Source organism: Pseudomonas sp. WSY_20 (assembly GCF_043104335.1).
In the GTDB taxonomy this organism is placed as follows: Bacteria; Pseudomonadota; Gammaproteobacteria; order Pseudomonadales; family Pseudomonadaceae; genus Aquipseudomonas; species Aquipseudomonas parafulva_B.
In genome coordinates this window covers 1-13,343 of the sequence record NZ_JBICKP010000036.1, presented here as the reverse complement: position 1 = coordinate 13,343, position 13,343 = coordinate 1, and the positions used below count along the sequence as shown (strand labels likewise).

The 13,343-nt window shown below is 63.0% G+C and carries 14 protein-coding genes and 1 pseudogene; 12 read left to right on the top strand and 3 right to left on the bottom strand.

Features of this window, described 5'->3' with window-relative positions:
• Position 1: 1 nt before the first annotated feature.
• The gene (locus ACF8E5_RS09895) at positions 2–481 is read left to right on the top strand and encodes a chemotaxis protein CheW (protein ID WP_003254393.1); all 480 of its coding nucleotides are present in this window, start codon (positions 2–4) and stop codon (positions 479–481) included.
• 1 nt (position 482) lies between these two features.
• Positions 483–878 (top strand): DUF2802 domain-containing protein, encoded by a 396-nt coding sequence (locus ACF8E5_RS09890; protein ID WP_058639114.1) that lies wholly within the window; start codon positions 483–485, stop codon positions 876–878.
• Between the two features lie 32 nt (positions 879–910).
• Here the strand turns inward: ACF8E5_RS09890 and ACF8E5_RS09885 are convergent, their stop codons facing one another.
• The 3 genes from ACF8E5_RS09885 to ACF8E5_RS09875 all read right to left on the bottom strand — a co-directional run bounded on the left by ACF8E5_RS09885 (position 911) and on the right by ACF8E5_RS09875 (position 5,572).
• Positions 911–3,619, bottom strand: a complete 2,709-nt coding sequence (locus tag ACF8E5_RS09885; RefSeq protein ID WP_058639149.1) for a dermonecrotic toxin domain-containing protein — start codon at positions 3,617–3,619, stop codon at positions 911–913.
• Positions 3,620–3,692: 73 nt separating this feature from the next.
• Positions 3,693–4,025 (bottom strand): EscU/YscU/HrcU family type III secretion system export apparatus switch protein, encoded by a 333-nt coding sequence (locus ACF8E5_RS09880; RefSeq protein WP_078478879.1) that lies wholly within the window; start codon positions 4,023–4,025, stop codon positions 3,693–3,695.
• Positions 4,022–5,572, bottom strand: coding sequence for a flagellar hook-length control protein FliK (locus tag ACF8E5_RS09875; protein WP_392475217.1), 1,551 nt, complete (start codon positions 5,570–5,572; stop codon positions 4,022–4,024). The genes ACF8E5_RS09880 and ACF8E5_RS09875 overlap by 4 nt, the downstream gene beginning before the upstream one ends.
• 161 nt (positions 5,573–5,733) lie before the next feature.
• Between ACF8E5_RS09875 and ccmA the strand changes: the two genes are divergently transcribed.
• From ccmA to ACF8E5_RS09825, 10 genes and pseudogenes are all read left to right on the top strand, one after another.
• Positions 5,734–6,366 carry a cytochrome c biogenesis heme-transporting ATPase CcmA gene (ccmA, locus tag ACF8E5_RS09870; protein ID WP_392475216.1) on the top strand — a complete coding sequence of 211 codons (633 nt, stop codon included), beginning with the start codon at positions 5,734–5,736 and terminating at the stop codon, positions 6,364–6,366.
• On the top strand, positions 6,363–7,031 hold the full coding sequence (ccmB, locus tag ACF8E5_RS09865) for a heme exporter protein CcmB (RefSeq protein WP_058606092.1): 669 nt from the start codon (positions 6,363–6,365) through the stop codon (positions 7,029–7,031). Before ccmA ends, ccmB begins: the two co-directional genes overlap by 4 nt.
• 45 nt (positions 7,032–7,076) lie before the next feature.
• The gene (locus ACF8E5_RS09860) at positions 7,077–7,844 is read left to right on the top strand and encodes a heme ABC transporter permease (protein WP_196127593.1); all 768 of its coding nucleotides are present in this window, start codon (positions 7,077–7,079) and stop codon (positions 7,842–7,844) included.
• Positions 7,841–8,017, top strand: a complete 177-nt coding sequence (ccmD, locus tag ACF8E5_RS09855) for a heme exporter protein CcmD (protein WP_023533952.1) — start codon at positions 7,841–7,843, stop codon at positions 8,015–8,017. Before ACF8E5_RS09860 ends, ccmD begins: the two co-directional genes overlap by 4 nt.
• A complete protein-coding gene (ccmE, locus tag ACF8E5_RS09850; RefSeq protein ID WP_058606094.1) occupies positions 8,014–8,469 on the top strand; it encodes a cytochrome c maturation protein CcmE in 456 nt (151 codons plus the stop codon). The genes ccmD and ccmE overlap by 4 nt, the downstream gene beginning before the upstream one ends.
• Positions 8,470–8,480: 11 nt before the next feature.
• Positions 8,481–10,454 carry a heme lyase CcmF/NrfE family subunit gene (locus ACF8E5_RS09845; RefSeq protein ID WP_178091263.1) on the top strand — a complete coding sequence of 658 codons (1,974 nt, stop codon included), beginning with the start codon at positions 8,481–8,483 and terminating at the stop codon, positions 10,452–10,454.
• A complete protein-coding gene (locus tag ACF8E5_RS09840; RefSeq protein WP_078478876.1) occupies positions 10,451–10,987 on the top strand; it encodes a DsbE family thiol:disulfide interchange protein in 537 nt (178 codons plus the stop codon). The genes ACF8E5_RS09845 and ACF8E5_RS09840 overlap by 4 nt, the downstream gene beginning before the upstream one ends.
• Positions 10,984–11,461, top strand: a pseudogene (locus ACF8E5_RS09835) (cytochrome c-type biogenesis protein). Before ACF8E5_RS09840 ends, ACF8E5_RS09835 begins: the two are co-directional and overlap by 4 nt.
• Positions 11,454–12,644, top strand: a complete 1,191-nt coding sequence (gene ccmI, locus ACF8E5_RS09830; RefSeq protein ID WP_197844587.1) for a c-type cytochrome biogenesis protein CcmI — start codon at positions 11,454–11,456, stop codon at positions 12,642–12,644. The pseudogene ACF8E5_RS09835 and the gene ccmI overlap by 8 nt, the downstream one beginning before the upstream one ends.
• An 11-nt stretch (positions 12,645–12,655) precedes the next feature.
• Positions 12,656–13,078 (top strand): hypothetical protein, encoded by a 423-nt coding sequence (locus ACF8E5_RS09825; protein WP_392475215.1) that lies wholly within the window; start codon positions 12,656–12,658, stop codon positions 13,076–13,078.
• Positions 13,079–13,343: the final 265 nt, after the last annotated feature.

Sequence of the window (13,343 nt, the reverse complement as noted above, 5' to 3'; positions counted from 1 at the left end):
AATGAAAAAGTCGTCCGCACAAGGTTCTGAAGATCCGATCCTGCAGTGGGTTACCTTCCGTCTGGACAACGAGTCCTACGGCATCAACGTGATGCAGGTGCAGGAAGTGCTGCGCTACACGGAAATCGCCCCGGTGCCGGGTGCGCCCAGCTATGTGCTGGGTATCATCAACCTGCGCGGCAACGTGGTGACCGTGATCGACACGCGCCAGCGCTTCGGGCTGATGCCAACCGAGGTCACCGACAACACCCGCATCGTCATCATCGAGGCAGACAAGCAAGTGGTCGGCATTCTGGTCGATAGCGTTGCCGAGGTGGTGTACCTGCGCCAGTCCGAGATTGAAACCGCGCCCAACGTGGGCAACGAAGAATCGGCCAAGTTTATCCAGGGTGTGTGCAACAAGAATGGCGAACTGCTGATTCTGGTCGAACTGGACAAGATGATGACCGAGGAAGAGTGGTCGGAACTGGAGAACATCTGACTTGATTTTCGAGGTCGGCGTCATTTTACTGGCCCTGCTGTGGGCCTTGAGCCTGTGGTTCTTCCTGAACTACACCAAGCGTCAGCGCGAGCTGGCTGCTCAGCAGGCCATTGGCGATGCCCTGCGCGACCAGCGTATCAAGGACCTCGGCAAGCGGCTCGATGATTACCAGAACGTCACCGTGCGCATGGGCGAGGCCATCCATGAGCTGCGCGGTGCAGTGGCCACGCTGCCCGACCGGTTGGAGCGGCTTGAGCAGCGTGACCCGAGCAGCGTCACCTTCACCCAGGCTGCACGGCTGGTCGGCATGGGTGCCAGCGTGTCGGAGCTTACCGAAACCTGCGGTCTAACCCAGGCCGAGGCTGAGCTGATGAGCAAACTGCACCGCAACAACTGAATATCAGGGCGACGCAAGTCGCCCTGTGCATTTCAGGGTTTGCTCCAGGAATGGTAGTTGCCTACGCGGGCAACACGGTTCAAGGCCAGGTCGTGTTCTACGGCTGATTTGATTTGCGCTTCTTTGCCTGCAAGCAAAAACAATGGCTTGCTCTGCGGCAAGCTCTGCAGATTGCAGAGCTGGCGCAAGCGTTGAAGCCTGGGGAGGTGTTGATCGATCACGTCGTTGAGCACTCCTGGGCCTGTGAGGTGGTTCAGGCGTCTGGCGTAGGCCTTGAAACCTGGCATGTCGGTCGTTGGCCGATGCTGATAGAAGTCCCCATTGGCCTGGTAGCGTGCATGCATGGCCTCGCTGATCGCTTGCAGGTTGGGGTTGCCTGGATGGCTGGCAATCATGTTGCTGTTGTAGTGGCAATGCATGCCGAGGGTGTCGTTGTTTGCCGGGTCCCCCAGAATGAAACCGTCCGGGGTCGTGGCCAGGTCCACAGCCTCTATGGCTGCACGCGCGGGATCCTCCGGCGCCTCGGGATGGGCAAGCAACGTATCGTCCACATCCATGTAGATCCCGCCCTGCGCGTGTAGCATCGGGTAGCGCAAAATGTCCGATGCCGAGGAGAAATTGGCCCCGGGGGCGTTTACGGCATCCCGGTATTGCTCGAAATGGGGGCTTTCACTGAAACGGGCATAGAAGGGCTGGTCCTCTAATGGCAGCACCTGCAGATTGGGCGCGCGCTGACCGAGTAACTGGCGGTTGGTCTCGAACGCCTCGGGGTCTGCCTTGGAAAGGTACAAGCGGTAACTGAACGAGCTGTTGCTCAGGCGCTCGGCGTTGGCCGCCAGGTTATCCACCAGCTCAGGCGCTATAACTTTGTTGCCAACCCAAAGGCTGGAGATGGTTTTAGGAATCGGGTGCACTGTATCCTGCGCGACGGGGGGCATTTCAATCGGTAGCGGCAGATCGACACCAAGCCCCTTGAGGGTCGCCGAGCGCATCTGATCGGTCACTGGGCGTGTCGTGACATCGATTCGGATCAAACTGCGTCGCCCGGGCATGGCCTGGTAGTAGGGCGGGTTGAGATCATTCGAGGCCTGTTCGGTGATGAAAGCGTCATGCTCACTGTCGTAAAGCACCGTTATGTTGTAGCCGCCCACTTCGGTCTGCAGCTCCGCAGGCCCTTCCTCGCTGACCGGTATTCGTATGACTGAACGCGCCACAGGGCTGTCATCAGCCTGTACTGGCTCGATGGCGTTGTCGAAGAAAGCGCCTATCTCGGGTTCTGCAAAATGGGGTGGGTTGATCGGGCTCAGCGGGTAACCCAGCTGATCGTTCAAACGGACAGGCGTAAAGAATCGCACGCGCTTGAGGGAAAATAGCTCGGTGGCGCGCGTCGCCGCTTCGCTAGCCAGAGGCAGGGCGTTCAGCAGACCGAAGACCGTGTTGGAAACGCCTTCAGCCTGGTCTTCGAGCGTTTTGCCATCAATTGCCTGGTCCAGGCCAAGCCCGAATTGCGCCACGCCTGCCAGGGCGAGCATGGGCGCCAGTGCCGGCATAACGATAGCCAAGGGCGCCAACAAATTGATTGAGGTAGCCAGATACCCGCGCCATTTCGCCTTGGTTACGGCCTGGTCACTGGTGATGATGAAGTCGGCATCGGCATAGCTGCGCTTGCGTTGGCGCTCGGTAAGCGCCGTGAATAGGTCGCCCTCGATCAACGGGCTGTATTTTTTTAGTTTGTAGTACACGTATTTCTTCGGCGGCCAGGGGCCGTCGGTAGTGAAACCCGGTCGGTTGGGTGATCGGTAATGGATCGCAGGATAGGCGCCCAACCCCTCAAGCGCAGTGTCCAAGCCGCTGAAGTCGAGCCCATCCGGCGTGTCGGCCAGCCGAAAATAGCGGCGCAGGGCCTGACGCTTTTCCGGATCGCGGCACTGTTCACCGACCCAGTCCTTCATGGCGCCCAGGCTGCCGAACTCATGGAAGGGTGAGGCATTGCCTGGCAGGTAGAGCAGGACCTTGCGCCGCTTCTGGTCGGCAATGCCAATCAGGTCGGTAGCCGCGTAGCCATACACATTCAGCGCTCTGATCCTCAGGCTGTCAGCGCGCGGCGCCAGGCCTGCGGCTTCCCAGAGCATCTGTCGGCCTGCCTCGCTGAGCGAACCTTCCTGGACTTGCTTGTTACAGGCTGCCACGAAGCCGATCTGCAGCGCTTGTCGGTGGCTGTCGCTGGCCTCGTGCCAATACGCGTCGAGCATGGCGACGAAACGGGCATGGAAGTCCAGCTCCCAGACGAAGCGCTGCATGGCCTCGACGTCGATGGGTAAATGGGTGGTGATGTCATAGCGTCTAGGTTCGGTGCGGCGAAACAGCCCGTTGAACACAGAATAGGCGCCACCCTGCGCCCATGGCCCCAGGTCGGGCAAGCGCTCGACAATGCGTAGTGGGTGGGCAGGGAGATGGCCGGCCCAGCCGCCAGGGAAAAGCTGGCCGACCAGATCCTTGCTGTTTTCCCCTTGCCAGTTGGACAGCACCGCTTCGGTCAGGGACAGGCGCTGAACCACGACGGCTTGATCGCCCCTGTAGTGCAGGGTGACCACGTCGGTCTGATCCGGGTCCAGGTCATGGCCTTGGCGGCAGGCCCAATCGCGTATGTCGCTGGCGGCCTGGCGGTCGGGGCGGGGGATGTGTTGCAGGTGGCCGCGCACGTAGCGCAGGCCAACCGAATTGACACGTGTATCAGCCATGGTCATCGACTCATGCAGTAAAAGGAGCCGATACAGTGTCGGCCCCATCGTCGCATGGGGCCTTAGCCGATTACTACCCTTCGGGCAGGCGCAAGTGCCTGGGCGTAACGTCGCGTGGTTGGGCCGGAGCATCGTCGAAGCCCGCTGGCACTTTGCCGCGTAACTGCCAGGCGAACGCGATGATTTCGGCGATGGTCAGGTACAGCGCTTCGGGAATCTGCTCGCCCAGCTCAAGGCGTGCCAGCAGGCGCACCAGCTCCGGGTTTTCGTAGATGGGTACTTCATGTTCGCGCGCCAGGGCCAGGATGGCTTCGGCCAGTTCATCGTCGCCTTTGGCGCTGAGTGTGGGCGCCTGTTGTCCATCGTAGCTCAGTGCTACGGCCTGGCGGGGGGTAGGGGTACTCATGCGTTTTCGTCCACCCAGCGTTGTTCGACCCGTGTCCGGGGGCCCTGCGCAGGTGCGCCGGGGAAGCAGTGCAGCTCATCGACCTCCAGGCCACGCGCCAGCAGGCGTTCACGCAGTGCACCAAGCTGGCGCTCGATCAGGCGAGCGGTCGGTTCGCGCTCGGCCCACAGCTGGCCGTTGAGACGGCCTTGGGTCAATTGGGCCTGGACCTGCAGCGGGCCGAGCGGCGCCAGATCGAAAGCCAGTTCGATCCGCCACAACGGTTGCAACGCATCAGGGGCCTGATGCTCGCGGTCGGCCTGCTGTTGAGGGGGTTCTTCGCGCTGAAGCTTGACCTGCAGGGGCACGAATTCCTGCCCGTGGCGAATGGGCACTTCGGTCTGCCAAGTGGTCTGCAGGTTGCCGTTTTCCAGTGTGCCGCTTTGCTGCAGGCTGCTCATGGCGTGGCTCTGCAGGCGCGAAACGGCAGCTGCGGCCAAGCGCAGCAATTGCTCCAGATCACCTTCGTCCTCCAAGGCCTGCAACAGTCTTGAGGGCAGCGGGAATGCGCCCGGCTGGGGCTTGGGACTTACCCGTTCGAGCGTGCCCAGCGCGTTTCGAACCAGCGCCGGCACGGCCGCTGCCAGGCTGGCCGGTGGTGGGCCAAGGGCGGCGTTAGTGCTGATCTGGGTAATGAGTTGAAGCATGTTGGCCTTGAGGTCGGCGCCCAGCCCCGCCGTGGCCCCGGTCATCAGTTTTGCCTCCAGAAAGGCGCCGCTGTTGAGCAGCGCCTGCGCAACGGCTTTTGCATCACCCAGTTGCTGGGCCGTCGGCAGCGCGCCAAGCAGGCGCTCGATCGTCGTGCGCAGCGGGCTGTCAGCCTCCGGGTCGCGCGCCAACTGTTGCAGGCCGGCCAACAGGCTCGGGAGCGAGGCCTGGCGATTTTGCTGGCTGCCCAGATGCTGGGCGATACCCAGTTGATCCTGCCTGCCGGCCAAGGGGACGAACTGCAAGGACTGGTCACCCTGCACGCGCGCACTGAGCAGGCTGCCGATCGCCAACGGCCTGGGGCTGTCCACGGCCAGCACGGCACCTGCCTGGGCGGTATTCAGAAGGCTCACCAGCGCCCGGTAGCTGGCAGGCTGGCCAGGGGGGCCGGGAAGCACCTGATTGGTCAACACCTTGCCCTGCAACAGGCTACCGACCGGTACCCGGGCGGTGTCTAGGCGCGTCAGGGTCGAGACCTGGCTGGTACTTGCCTGCTGCAGCAAAATGGCCAGCCGGCCGGCTTCGGGCTGGCTCACGGTCACCTGACTGCCCTGGGGCAAAGGCTGGCTGGCGCTGGCTTGCAGTTGGGTCTGCAGGCCGTTGGCTTGCAGCAGACGCAAAACCAGCTGAAACTCCTGGCCGGTCTGGCGCATGGCAACTACTTCAGCCTGCGCGGTCTCGCCAGGGCCAAGCAAACCGGGCTGGGCCTGGGTAAGGCGCAGCAGTTCACCGGTCATCGCCGCCTTGATTGCCTGGGCGCCGTTCAGGGTTTGCAGGCCGAGACTATTGATTTCAGTCATGATTGTATACAACCTTAGGTACCCAGCCTCTTGGCAGCCTGGCTGTGCATGTAATAATGCCGCCCGCCCGTGATTGCCAGTATAACGGCAGCGCACCGGGTGACTTGAGTGGTAGGGGTCCGGGTAGCGTCATCCGAACCCTAGAACGATAAGGCAGAACCGTGACTCTTCATCTTCAAGCCGTGGGCCTGGCCTGCGAGCGCGACTGGCGCCTGCTGTTCGAGCACCTTGCCTTCGAACTGCGGCCAGGCGACATGCTACAGATCAGCGGCCCCAACGGCAGCGGCAAGACCAGCCTGTTGCGCCTGCTGGCTGGCCTGATGCAGCCGACCGCCGGTCAGATCCTGCTCGGTGGACGTCCGTTGGACGAACAGCAGCATGCGTTGGCCAGCATCCTGGTGTGGATTGGCCATGCCGCGGGCATCAAGGAACTGCTCACAGCCGAAGAGAACCTGACCTGGCTGTGCGCGCTGCACCGTTCAGCCAGCCGCGAACAGATCTGGCAGGCCCTGGCTGCCGTCGGGCTGCGCGGTTTCGAGGACGTGCCTTGCCATACCTTGTCGGCCGGGCAGCAACGCCGCGTGGCCCTGGCGCGCCTGCATCTGGCAGCCGCACCGTTGTGGATTCTGGACGAGCCGTTCACTGCCCTGGACAAACAGGGCGTCGCGGACCTGGAGACCCATCTGGCCGCCCATTGCGAGCACGGTGGCACCGTGGTGCTGACCACCCACCACACCCTGTCCCACACGCCTGCGGGCTACCGAGAACTCAACCTGGGGCAGTGGGCAGCATGAGCGTCTTTACCCTGTTGTTGCGACGCGAAGCGCGGTTGCTGTTTCGCCGGCCTGCGGAGCTTGCCAACCCGCTGGTATTCTTCGCCATCGTGGTGGCCTTGTTCCCCTTGGCCGTCGGGGCGCAGACCCAGATGCTGCAGAACCTGTCCCCGGGGCTTGTATGGGTGGCTGCACTGCTGGCGGTGCTGTTGTCCCTGGACGGGCTGTTTCGCAGCGATTTCGAAGATGGTTCGCTGGAGCAGTGGGTGCTCTCGCCGCATCCGCTGGCACTGATGGTGTTGGCCAAAGTGCTGGCGCATTGGCTGTTCTCCGGGCTTGCGCTGGTGTTGCTGGCACCGTTGCTGGCGTTGATGCTCGGCCTGCCAGGGCACTGTCTGCCGGTGCTGCTGGGCTCGCTGCTGCTGGGCACGCCCGTGTTGAGCCTGTTGGGCGCGGTGGGCGCTGCGCTGACGGTCGGCCTCAAGCGCGGCGGTTTGTTGCTGGCGTTGCTGATTCTGCCGTTGTATATCCCTGTATTGATCCTGGGCAGTGGTGCATTGCAGGCGGCGTTGCAGAATATGCCCGCCACCGGCCACCTGCTCTGGCTCGCCAGCCTGACGGCCCTGGCCGTGACCCTGGCACCCTTTGCGATCGCCGCCGGCCTGAAAATCAGCGTCGGCGAATAACGAGCCTGGGCTTTGAAGCCTGGCCAATACCCTGGATGCACCCTGATGAAAATGAGCTGGACGTGGTTTCACAAGCTGGGCTCTCCGAAATGGTTCTATGCCATTAGCGGGCGCATGTTGCCGTGGCTGTCCATCGCTGCCGTGCTCTTGTTAGTGGTCGGCGTGGTCTGGGGGCTGGTCTTCGCGCCCCAGGACTACCAGCAGGGCAACAGCTTTCGCATCATCTACATCCATGTCCCGGCCGCGATGTTGGCCCAGTCCTGTTACGTTCTGCTGGCGGTGGCCGGTGTGGTGGGGCTGGTGTGGAAGATGAAGCTGGCCGATGTCGCCCTGCAATGCGCTGCCCCCATCGGCGCCTGGATGACCGCCGTGGCGCTGGTGACCGGGGCCATCTGGGGTAAGCCAACCTGGGGCAGCTGGTGGGTGTGGGATGCGCGCCTCACCTCGATGCTCATCCTGTTGTTCCTGTACTTCGGCATCATTGCGCTGGGCCAGGCAATCAGTAATCGTGACAGCTCGGCAAAAGCCTGCGCCGTGCTGGCCATCGTTGGCGTGGTGAACATTCCCATCATCAAGTATTCGGTCCAGTGGTGGAACACGCTGCATCAGGGCGCCACCTTTACCCTGACCGAAAAGCCTGCGATGCCCGCCGATATGTGGTTGCCGCTGTTGTGCACGGCGCTGGGCTTCTACTGCTTCTTTGGCGCGGTGCTCTTGATGCGCATGCGCCTTGAGGTACTCAAGCGCGAGGCACGCGCCAGTTGGGTGAAGGAAGAAATATCGAGCAGCCTGGCTGGGAGGGTCGTGCCATGAGTTTCGCCAGTTTCGGTGATTTCATCGCCATGGGTCACCACGGCCTTTATGTGTGGTCGGCCTACGGCATCTGCGCCGCGGTGCTGGCGCTTAACGTCGCCGTGCCGGTGTTGGCCCGGCGCCGCTACCTGCAAGAAGAGGCGCGCCGCTTGCGCCGGGAGAAAACGCAGTGAATCCGCAGCGCAAGAAACGCCTGTTGCTCATCGTCGGTCTGCTGGTCGGCGTCGGGGTTGCCGTGGGCTTTGCCCTCACTGCCTTGCAACAGAACATCAACCTGTTCTACACCCCCACCCAGATCGCCAATGGCGAGGCACCGCTGGACACGCGCATCCGCGCCGGCGGCATGGTCGAACAGGGCTCGGTGCAACGCTCCTCCGACTCGCTGGACGTGCGCTTCGTGGTCACCGATTTCAACAAGTCCGTACCCATCACTTACCGCGGCATCCTGCCGGACCTGTTCCGTGAAGGGCAGGGCATCGTGGCCTTGGGCAAGCTCAACGGCGACGGCGTGGTGGTGGCCGACGAAGTGCTGGCCAAGCATGACGAAAAGTACATGCCCCCTGAAGTCAGCAAGGCGCTGAAAGAAAGCGGCCAGGCGGCAACCCAGACGGGGGCGCGGCCATGAACGCAGCCTTGGTGATACCCGAACTGGGCCAACTGTCGATGATTCTGGCCATCTGCTTCGCGGCTGTGCAGGCCAGCCTGCCGCTGATTGGGGCGTGGCGTGGTGACAGCTTGTGGATGAGCCTGGCGCGGCCCGCAGCCTGGGGGCAGTTCGCCTTTCTGACGTTCGCGTTCGCGTGCCTGACCCATGCCTTCATGACCGACAACTTTTCGGTTGCCTACGTGGCCAGCAACTCGAACAGTGCACTCCCGTGGTACTACAAGTTCAGCGCGGTCTGGGGGGCGCATGAGGGCTCACTGCTGCTCTGGGCGCTGATTCTGGGGGGCTGGACCTTCGCCGTGTCGGTGTTCTCGCGGCAATTGCCCCAGGTGATGCTCGCCCGCGTGCTGGCGGTCATGGGCATGATCAGCGTGGGCTTTCTGAGCTTTTTGATCATCACCTCCAACCCGTTTCAGCGCCTGCTGCCACAGGTGCCTGTCGATGGCCGGGACCTCAACCCGCTGCTGCAGGACATTGGCCTGATCGTGCATCCGCCAATGCTGTACATGGGCTACGTCGGTTTTTCGGTCGCCTTCGCCTTCGCCATCGCCGCCCTGCTCGGCGGGCGTCTAGACGCCGCCTGGGCCCGGTGGTCGCGGCCCTGGACCCTGGTGGCCTGGGCGTTCTTGGGCGTGGGCATCACCCTGGGTTCCTGGTGGGCCTACTATGAACTGGGCTGGGGTGGCTGGTGGTTCTGGGACCCGGTGGAAAACGCATCGTTCATGCCCTGGCTGGTAGGGACGGCGCTGATCCATTCCCTGGCAGTGACGGAGAAGCGTGGGGTGTTCAAGAGCTGGACCGTCCTGCTGGCCATCGCCGCGTTCTCACTGAGCCTGCTGGGGACGTTCCTGGTGCGTTCCGGGGTGCTCACCTCCGTGCATGCCTTCGCCGCCGACCCGTCGCGTGGCATTTTCATCCTGTTCTTCCTGCTGTTCGTGGTCGGCGGCTCGCTGACCCTGTTCGCCTTGCGTGCGCCGGTGGTCAAGAGCCAGGTGGGGTTTGCCCTGTGGTCGCGCGAAACCCTGCTGCTGGCGAACAATCTGGTGTTGGTGGTCGCGGCATCGATGATTTTACTGGGCACCTTGTACCCGCTGGTGCTCGATGCCCTGACCGGCGCCAAGCTCTCGGTAGGCCCGCCCTATTTCGACGCCCTGTTCCTGCCGCTTATGGCACTGCTGATGCTGGTGCTGGGAGTAGGGGTGGTGGTGCGGTGGAAAGATACGCCTGGCAAGTGGCTACTGGGCATGATGACGCCGGTCCTGGTCGGCAGCGCCGTGCTGGCGCCGGTGGCGGGCCTGATCGTCGACGATTTCGACTGGCAGGTGCTGGCCACGTTCGCCCTGGCCGCCTGGGTAGTGCTCGGGGGGTTGCGCGATGTGCTCGACAAGACGCGCCACAAGGGGCTGCTCAGGGGGCTGCTCGGTCTTGGGCGCAGCTATTGGGGCATGCAGGTCGCTCACCTGGGGCTTGCGGTGTGTGCCCTTGGGGTGGTGCTGTCGAGCAACAATAGCGCCGAGCGTGATTTGCGCATGGCCCCCGGCGAAAGCGTGGAGCTGGGCGGATATCATTTCCTGTTCCAGGGCGCCAGGCACTTCGAAGGGCCCAACTTCATTTCCGACAAGGGCACGGTGGTGGTCAGCCGCGAGGGTCGCCTTGTGGCCACCCTGCACCCGGAGAAGCGCCTGTACACCGTGCAGCAGTCGATGATGACCGAGGCCGGGATCGACGCAGGGTTTACCCGCGACCTGTACGTGGCCCTCGGGGAGCCTTTGGAAAACGGTGCCTGGGCGGTGCGTGTGCACATCAAGCCCTTTGTCCGCTGGATCTGGCTGGGCGGTCTGTTGACTGGCCTTGGCGGATTGCTGGCGGCCCTCGACCGGCGCTACCGCGTCAAGGTCAAGTCCCGGGTGCGCGAGGCCCTGGGTGTGTCTGGAGCAGTTGCATGAAACGTTGGTTGATGGTCATGCCCCTGGCGGTGTTCCTGCTGGTGGCGGTGTTCCTGTACAAAGGTTTGTTTCTCAAGCCCGATGAATTGCCCTCGGCCATGATCGGCAAACCGTTCCCGGTCTTTTCGCTGGCTTCCACCCAAGGCGACCGTACGCTTACCCAGGCAGACCTGCAGGGCCGGCCTGCGCTGGTCAACGTCTGGGCCACCTGGTGCGCGTCGTGCAAGGTCGAGCATCCTTATCTCAACCAGCTGGCTTCCCAGGGTGTGGTCATCTATGGGGTGAACTACAAGGACGACAACGCCGCAGCGCAGAAGTGGTTGACCGAGTTCCACAACCCCTACCTGCTGGACATCAGTGACGAGCAGGGCAGCCTGGGGCTGGACCTGGGTGTCTACGGTGCGCCGGAGACGTTCCTGATCGATGGCGATGGCGTGATTCGCTACAAGCATGTGGGCGTGGTCGACGCCAGTGTCTGGCGCGAGCAGTTGGCGCCACGCTACCAGGCGCTGCTCGACGAGGCGACGCCATGAAGCGCTGGTTCGCAGCCCTGACCTTGAGCCTGTGCGTCGGTGGGGTGGCCAAGGCCGCCATCGATACCTACCAGTTTCGTGACCAGGCCGAGCGTGAGCGCTACCAGCAACTGACCAAGGAATTGCGCTGCCCCAAGTGTCAGAACCAGGATATCGCCGACTCCAATGCCCCCATTGCGGCTGACCTGCGCCGGGAAATATTCCGTATGCTGGGTGAGGGCAAGAGCAACCAGCAGATCGTCGACTTCATGGTCGACCGTTACGGTGATTTCGTGCGCTATAAGCCTGCGCTGAGCGGCCGGACCTGGTTGCTCTGGTTTGGCCCGGGCATTCTGCTGGTCGGCGGGTTCGCCGTATTGGCGGTGATTGTGCGGCGTCGTCGCCTGGCGGCCGTGCAAGGCACTGATGAATTGTCAGCCGAGGAGCGCGCACGGCTGGCCAACCTGCTGGAAAAAAGAACGCACCCATGACTGAATTCTGGCTTAGCGCGGGCTTGTTGCTGCTCGCGGCCCTCAGCTTTCTGCTGATCCCGATCCTGCGTGGCCGTCGCCACCAGCAGGAGCAAGACCGCACGGCGCTCAACGTGGTGCTCTATCAGGAACGCATCGCCGCGCTGGCCGCGCAGCAAGCGTCGGGTGTGCTCGATGACCTGCAATTGAGTCAGGGCCGTGACGAAGCCGCCCGTGAACTGCTGGCCGACACCGAGGGCGCCGAACCCGCCAGGCAGCGTCAATTGGGCAGGGCCTTGCCGTTGCTGGCAGCGGTTCTGGTGCCGCTGCTGGCGTTGGGGCTGTACCTGCACTTCGGTGCGGCGGACAAAGTGGCCCTTACCCAGGAATTTGCCCAGGCACCTAAGTCGATGGAAGAAATGACGGCACGCCTGGAGCGAGTGGTTCAGGCACAACCTGATTCGGCCGAGGCGGTGTACTTCCTGGGCCGTGCCTACATGGCCGAACAACGCCCTGCCGAGGCGGCCCGCACGTTCGAGCGCGCAGTAGTCCTGGCCGGTCGCCAGCCCGAGTTGCTGGGCCAGTGGGCCCAAGCCCTGTATTTCGCGGCCGACAAGCGCTGGAGTGGGCAACTGCAGGCATTGACTGACGAGGCGCTGAAAGCCGATCCCAATGAGGTCACCAGCTTGGGGCTGCGTGGCATTGCGGCATTTGAAGGTGAGCGCTATCAGGAGGCTATCGAGTACTGGAAGCGGCTGTTGGCGCAGTTGCCGCAAGGGGATGCGTCGCGCGCGGCATTGCAGGGCGGCATTGACCGTGCGGCTGAGCGGTTGGGCACTCAGTCTGCTCAGGTGCCGGCACCTGCTGCGGTGCGTTTGAAGGTGCGGGTGGAATTGGCCCCGGCTTTGCGGGACAAGGTCAAGGCACAGGACACCGTCTTCATTTTCGCCCGCGCCAGCAGCGGCCCGCCCATGCCACTTGCCGCCAAGCGGGTGACGGTGGCGCAGTTGCCCATCGAGGTCGAGCTTTCAGATGCGGATGCGATGATGGCGCAGATGAAACTGTCCGATTTCGCCGAAGTCCAACTGGTTGCGCGCGTTTCCAAGGATGGGCAGCCGACCCGCGGCGAGTGGGTTGGCCAGAGCGCGCCTTTGCCCAACACGACCCAGGCCCAGCAGCGCCTGATCATCGACAGCCCTGATTCGTAAGAGAGTTCCCTATGCACGCGACGGTACGCCTTAGCCTGATCACCCTGGCACTGGGTTTGTCGGCCTGTACGGTGCATGGCCCTGCTTCGCAGCCTGAGCCCGAACCGCCGATCGAACGGCTCCCGCCCAAAGGGCCGGTGGTCAAGCCGCTGCCAGGTGGACAGCCTGCTGGACCTGGGAGCAAGCCTGCACCCCCAGCCAAACCATTGCCGCGCACCTCGGCAAGCTTTGCCCCGCCGCCGGGCGGGGCGAGCCACTGGGACCCCAAGTTGGGCGTGTATGTGCTGGACAAAAAACCCAACACGTTCTACCGCCAGCGGACGTATTACCGGTTCGACAACGGCTGGAGCTGGTCGGTGAGCCCGGATGGGCCTTGGCAGCAGACCGATAGCAGTGGTGTGCCTGGAGGGCTGGGGCGGGCGTTTGGGCAGTAGATTTTTAGGCACCGCACCGGCCGCGATGGGCCGCACAACGGCGTTAATTGTGTAAGTGGTACAGCCAAACAACCGGGGCCGCTGCGCGGCCCATCGCGGTACAAGACCGCTCCTACACGAAATGGGGTAGCCCTGTAATGTTGTACAAGGCAGCTGCACCGCAAAGAGCAAGATGAATTCTTAGTACTTAAGACACTTCATACAAAAGAGCCTCAGTGCCATCGAGACCGTCAATCTTGATCTTGATCTTGCTTCTAAGCGCGCG

Bases quoted from the DNA above. Each gene is read 5' to 3' on its own strand.
- ACF8E5_RS09860 (WP_196127593.1), top strand. From the start codon at position 7,077: ATGAAAATGAGCTGGACGTGGTTTCACAAGCTGGGCTCTCCGAAATGG.
- ACF8E5_RS09895 (WP_003254393.1), top strand. From the start codon at position 2: ATGAAAAAGTCGTCCGCACAAGGTTCTGAAGATCCGATCCTGCAGTGG.
- ccmI (WP_197844587.1), top strand. From the start codon at position 11,454: ATGACTGAATTCTGGCTTAGCGCGGGCTTGTTGCTGCTCGCGGCCCTC.
- ACF8E5_RS09880 (WP_078478879.1), bottom strand. From the start codon at position 4,025: ATGAGTACCCCTACCCCCCGCCAGGCCGTAGCACTGAGCTACGATGGA.
- ACF8E5_RS09885 (WP_058639149.1), bottom strand. From the start codon at position 3,619: ATGGCTGATACACGTGTCAATTCGGTTGGCCTGCGCTACGTGCGCGGC.
- ccmD (WP_023533952.1), top strand. From the start codon at position 7,841: ATGAGTTTCGCCAGTTTCGGTGATTTCATCGCCATGGGTCACCACGGC.
- ccmB (WP_058606092.1), top strand. From the start codon at position 6,363: ATGAGCGTCTTTACCCTGTTGTTGCGACGCGAAGCGCGGTTGCTGTTT.
- ACF8E5_RS09825 (WP_392475215.1), top strand. From the start codon at position 12,656: ATGCACGCGACGGTACGCCTTAGCCTGATCACCCTGGCACTGGGTTTG.
- ACF8E5_RS09840 (WP_078478876.1), top strand. From the start codon at position 10,451: ATGAAACGTTGGTTGATGGTCATGCCCCTGGCGGTGTTCCTGCTGGTG.
- ACF8E5_RS09875 (WP_392475217.1), bottom strand. From the start codon at position 5,572: ATGACTGAAATCAATAGTCTCGGCCTGCAAACCCTGAACGGCGCCCAG.